Source organism: Chryseobacterium sp., from assembly GCF_022712095.1.
Classification (GTDB): domain Bacteria; phylum Bacteroidota; class Bacteroidia; order Flavobacteriales; family Weeksellaceae; genus Chryseobacterium.
In genome coordinates this window covers 1-3,763 of the sequence record NZ_JALAHD010000139.1, presented here as the reverse complement: position 1 = coordinate 3,763, position 3,763 = coordinate 1, and the positions used below count along the sequence as shown (strand labels likewise).

The 3,763-nt window shown below is 34.6% G+C and carries 4 protein-coding genes and 2 tRNA genes; 4 read left to right on the top strand and 2 right to left on the bottom strand.

Going from position 1 to position 3,763, the window contains the following annotated elements:
* Positions 1-26: 26 nt before the first annotated feature.
* The gene (locus Q0A18_RS07040; RefSeq protein ID WP_292009437.1) at positions 27-776 is read right to left on the bottom strand and encodes a nitrilase-related carbon-nitrogen hydrolase; all 750 of its coding nucleotides are present in this window, start codon (positions 774-776) and stop codon (positions 27-29) included.
* Between the two features lie 99 nt (positions 777-875).
* Here Q0A18_RS07040 and Q0A18_RS07035 point away from each other — a divergent pair, with 99 nt between their 5' ends.
* The 4 genes from Q0A18_RS07035 (at position 876) to Q0A18_RS07020 (ending at position 3,221) form a co-directional block, all read left to right on the top strand.
* Positions 876-1,316 (top strand): DUF6646 family protein, encoded by a 441-nt coding sequence (locus Q0A18_RS07035; RefSeq protein WP_292009436.1) that lies wholly within the window; start codon positions 876-878, stop codon positions 1,314-1,316.
* 104 nt (positions 1,317-1,420) lie between these two features.
* A complete protein-coding gene (gene rseP / locus Q0A18_RS07030) occupies positions 1,421-2,770 on the top strand; it encodes an RIP metalloprotease RseP (protein WP_292009435.1) in 1,350 nt (449 codons plus the stop codon).
* 70 nt (positions 2,771-2,840) lie between these two features.
* A tRNA-Asn gene (locus Q0A18_RS07025) sits at positions 2,841-2,914 on the top strand.
* A gap of 230 nt (positions 2,915-3,144) precedes the next feature.
* Positions 3,145-3,221: transfer RNA gene (locus Q0A18_RS07020), tRNA-Asn, on the top strand.
* Between the two features lie 219 nt (positions 3,222-3,440).
* Here the strand turns inward: Q0A18_RS07020 and Q0A18_RS07015 are convergent.
* Positions 3,441-3,763 (bottom strand): hypothetical protein (locus Q0A18_RS07015; protein ID WP_292009434.1); only part of this gene is annotated, 323 nt, incomplete at its 5' end.

Sequence of the window (3,763 nt, the reverse complement as noted above, 5' to 3'; positions counted from 1 at the left end):
TCTATATCTTTAAAAAACATTTATTATTACTGAATGGAAAAATAATCCCTGTCATTTAAGAACTGAAAATGATCTCTGAATGATTGTAATTCTTCCATATTCAATTCTCCTGAAGTTATGTTTCTTTTTTTATCAGAAATCTCCCTACCATCTCCAAAGAAAAAATGTGAGCTTTCAGGGTATAGCAGATTATTACCATCTATTCCTATTCTGTTTACTCCAAATACATAAGATAAATTTTCAATTGCCCTGGCTTTTAAAAGATGCTCCCAGGCTCCTACTCTTTTTTCAGGCCAGTTAGCAACATATAATATAGCATCATAATCATCATTATTCCTGGCAAACACAGGAAATCTCAGATCATAACAAACCTGTAACAAAAACCGTACTCCTTTATACTCCACAATAACTCTTTTTTTTCCTGGTGAATATATTTTGTCTTCACCCGAAAAAGTAAAAAGATGTCTTTTATCATAGTAAGCATACTGCCCATCAGGCTGAACGAAATACATCCGGTTAAAGAATTTCCCTGAATCTTCTACCGGGGAACTTCCGGCAAAAGCAGCATTCTTTTCTTTAGCCATCTTTTTCAGAAATACTAAAGATTCTTCATTTTGATCGGATACTTCTGCTGCATCCATACAAAAACCTGTAGAAAACATTTCCGGCAGAAGAAAAAGATCTGCCGTAGTATTTCCAAGTTGTTCTTCTATTAACTGAAAGTTTTTATTTTTATCTTTCCAGACAATATCTAAATTCAATCCCGCAATTATCATAATTTTTTTTCAAATATCCCATAAAAATACAATTTTTTAATTGATTTCGGTGTTATTTTTGCTGCTTAGGATTCTAATATAATGTCAAAATTGAAATTTATGAAGAAATTAATTTTTGCGTTTATGGTAGTACTATTCAGTAGTTCTATAAATGCGCAGGCCTGGACGGGAAAAGGAGATCAGAAATTACAGCTGGGGCTTAATGCCTGGGGATATGGTACGGGAGTTACAGGAACTTATGATTACGGACTGAACAGGCTTCTTTCGATAGGAGTGGGATTAAATGCTTATTTTGATGGTTATAAGGACAATGACAAGGATAATAATGTTTTTATCTTCGGGAGGCTTAACTTCCATTTGAAAGAGGCATTGGACTTACCTGAAAAATGGGATATTTATCCTGGGGTAGACTTAGGAGTTCTGGGAAAAGATTTCGGCATTGGAGCTCATATTGGAGCACGTTATTATTTTACCAATAAAGTAGGAGTTTTTGCAGAAGTTGGAAACAATGGCAGCATTGGAGTATCCTTCAATTTCTAAAACAGAAAACAATATATGACAAAGCTTCTCTTTTGGAGAGGCTTTTTTATTTGGCATAGTTTTGATAATTCTTACCTTTGCAAATTAATATCTAAAATACATTAATGGAATTAGCAATCAAGATCTTTCAATTTATATTAAGTATTTCTATCTTGGTGGTTCTTCACGAGCTTGGACACTTTTTACCGGCAAAATGGTTTAAAACTAAAGTAGAAAAATTCTACTTATTTTTTGACCCGTGGTTCTCTGTAGTAAAGAAAAAAATCGGTGAAACCGAATATGGTATAGGATGGCTTCCGTTCGGAGGGTATGTAAAAATTGCCGGAATGGTGGACGAAAGTATGGACACCGAACAGCTTAAACAGCCTGCTCAGCCGTGGGAGTTCAGAGCAAAGCCGGCATGGCAGAGACTGATTATAATGCTCGGTGGGGTTACAGTCAACTTTTTTCTTGCCTGGCTTATTTACAGCTGCTTATCTTTCTTCAATGGTGAAATGTATACCGACCTTACTAAGTTTAACAACGGGATCGGAGTTACGGAAGCCGGTAAGAAAATGGGATTCCAGAATGGTGACAAGATCATCAGCATAGACGGGAAACCGGCAGAAAGACTGGAAAATTCAGCTATCAATATACTTTTCAGTAATAGCGTTACTGTATTAAGAAACGGAAAGGAGATTTCTTTCCCGGTGAATGATGCCGGTGTTGCAGATGTAATCAGACAGAGAGAAGCTAAATTATATATTACTCCAAGAATCCCTATGGTTATAGACTCTTTAGCCACTCCTAGCTCCAAAGGTTCAGGTCTTGCTGTTGGAGATAAAGTGATTGGAATAAACGGTCAAAAAACTCCGTTTTTTGATGAAGTAAGTACTGTATTGGATCAAAATAAAGGAAAAACAGTTTCTTTGGAAATACTAAGAAACAATGCTACTCAAACGCTGTCTGTTCCTGTTGATCAAAATGGAAAGCTGGGAGTAGTTATCAATACCAAAGATCTGGGTAATTTAATTACGGACAAGAAGTATTCTTTCGGAGAATCTATCCCAAGAGGGTTCGAGAGAACGATTGAAGCTCTTACCATGCAGGTAAAACAGTTCAAAATCATGTTTAATTCTAAAATTCAGGGATATAAGAATGTAGGAGGTCCTATTGCTATTGTTAAGTCAATGCCAGTAGATAAAGCAGCAGATGGCAGCATTGGTATTAATTGGCCTGCTTTCTGGAGTTTTACCGCCATGTTTTCTATTTGGCTAGCATTTTTGAACTTAATTCCGATTCCGGGACTGGATGGTGGACACGTTTTATTTACCTTATATGAGATTATTGTAGGAAAACCTGTTCCTCAAAAGGTGTTAGAAAATGCACAAATGATTGGGGTTATCTTCCTGTTAGGCTTGATGTTACTCATTTTCGGAAGTGATATATTTAAAATTTTCACCGGAAAACTGTAATTTTCCAAGAAAAAAATTTGCGTGCTATAAATATTCGTCCTATATTTGCACCACTTAAAACAAAGGACATTCCTCCTTAGCTCAGTTGGTTAGAGCATCTGACTGTTAATCAGAGGGTCGCTGGTTCGAGCCCAGCAGGAGGAGCAAAAAAGACTTACAAAAGCGTAAGTCTTTTTTTATTGGTCAATTTCATCTAAACCTTAAATCAAACCCTATAAATATTTCTACCTTTATTAAACTATAAAAGAACACAGTTTTCAGTCAAAGATTACAACTTTTAGAAGTCAGAATAAAATTTATTCATCAGGGATACAAAAAATTTGCTTGATATCAATATTCATTTTATATTTGCACCACTGAAAACAAAGGAAAATTCCTCCTTAGCTCAGTTGGTTAGAGCATCTGACTGTTAATCAGAGGGTCGCTGGTTCGAGCCCAGCAGGAGGAGCCAATTAAAAATGGTTATAAGCTTAAGCTTATAACCATTTTTAATTAAAACATATGGATTTGAGGCTATTTATATTTCCTAATTATTCCATCTTCACTATAATATTTACGGCATACAACAATTATTTACAATAAAATACAGAAAAATGATTCCAACAAAAAAGAGCATCCTTTACAGAAATTACTCTTTTACCAATTGGGATTAGGAAGTAAGAAAAAAGGTTCAAAAACCCATTTGAGAGCTAAGATAATTGCGTTGACTATTAATATATTCAAATCTTGCAAATTCATTAGCTTTTGAGATAAGAATAGAATGCTTTTTTAAAATCTCTATCCACTCTTTGTTAAATGCATATATATTTTTATTACTAGTCCTGATAGGATTAATAGAACCTATCCAGAAAAAGGATTCACACTTATAATCAGAACAAATATACAAGGTATTAGATGATACATGATTAGCTATATAATATTCTCTTTTCTTACCTATTTTGTTAACCCCTTCTGCTGCATTATCCTCTATTCTATCTATCAAAAGAGAAATAT

Excerpts from the sequence above, each read along its gene's own strand:
- Q0A18_RS07040 (WP_292009437.1), bottom strand. The coding sequence starts at position 776 with ATGATAATTGCGGGATTGAATTTAGATATTGTCTGGAAAGATAAAAAT.
- Q0A18_RS07035 (WP_292009436.1), top strand. The coding sequence starts at position 876 with ATGAAGAAATTAATTTTTGCGTTTATGGTAGTACTATTCAGTAGTTCT.
- rseP (WP_292009435.1), top strand. The coding sequence starts at position 1,421 with ATGGAATTAGCAATCAAGATCTTTCAATTTATATTAAGTATTTCTATC.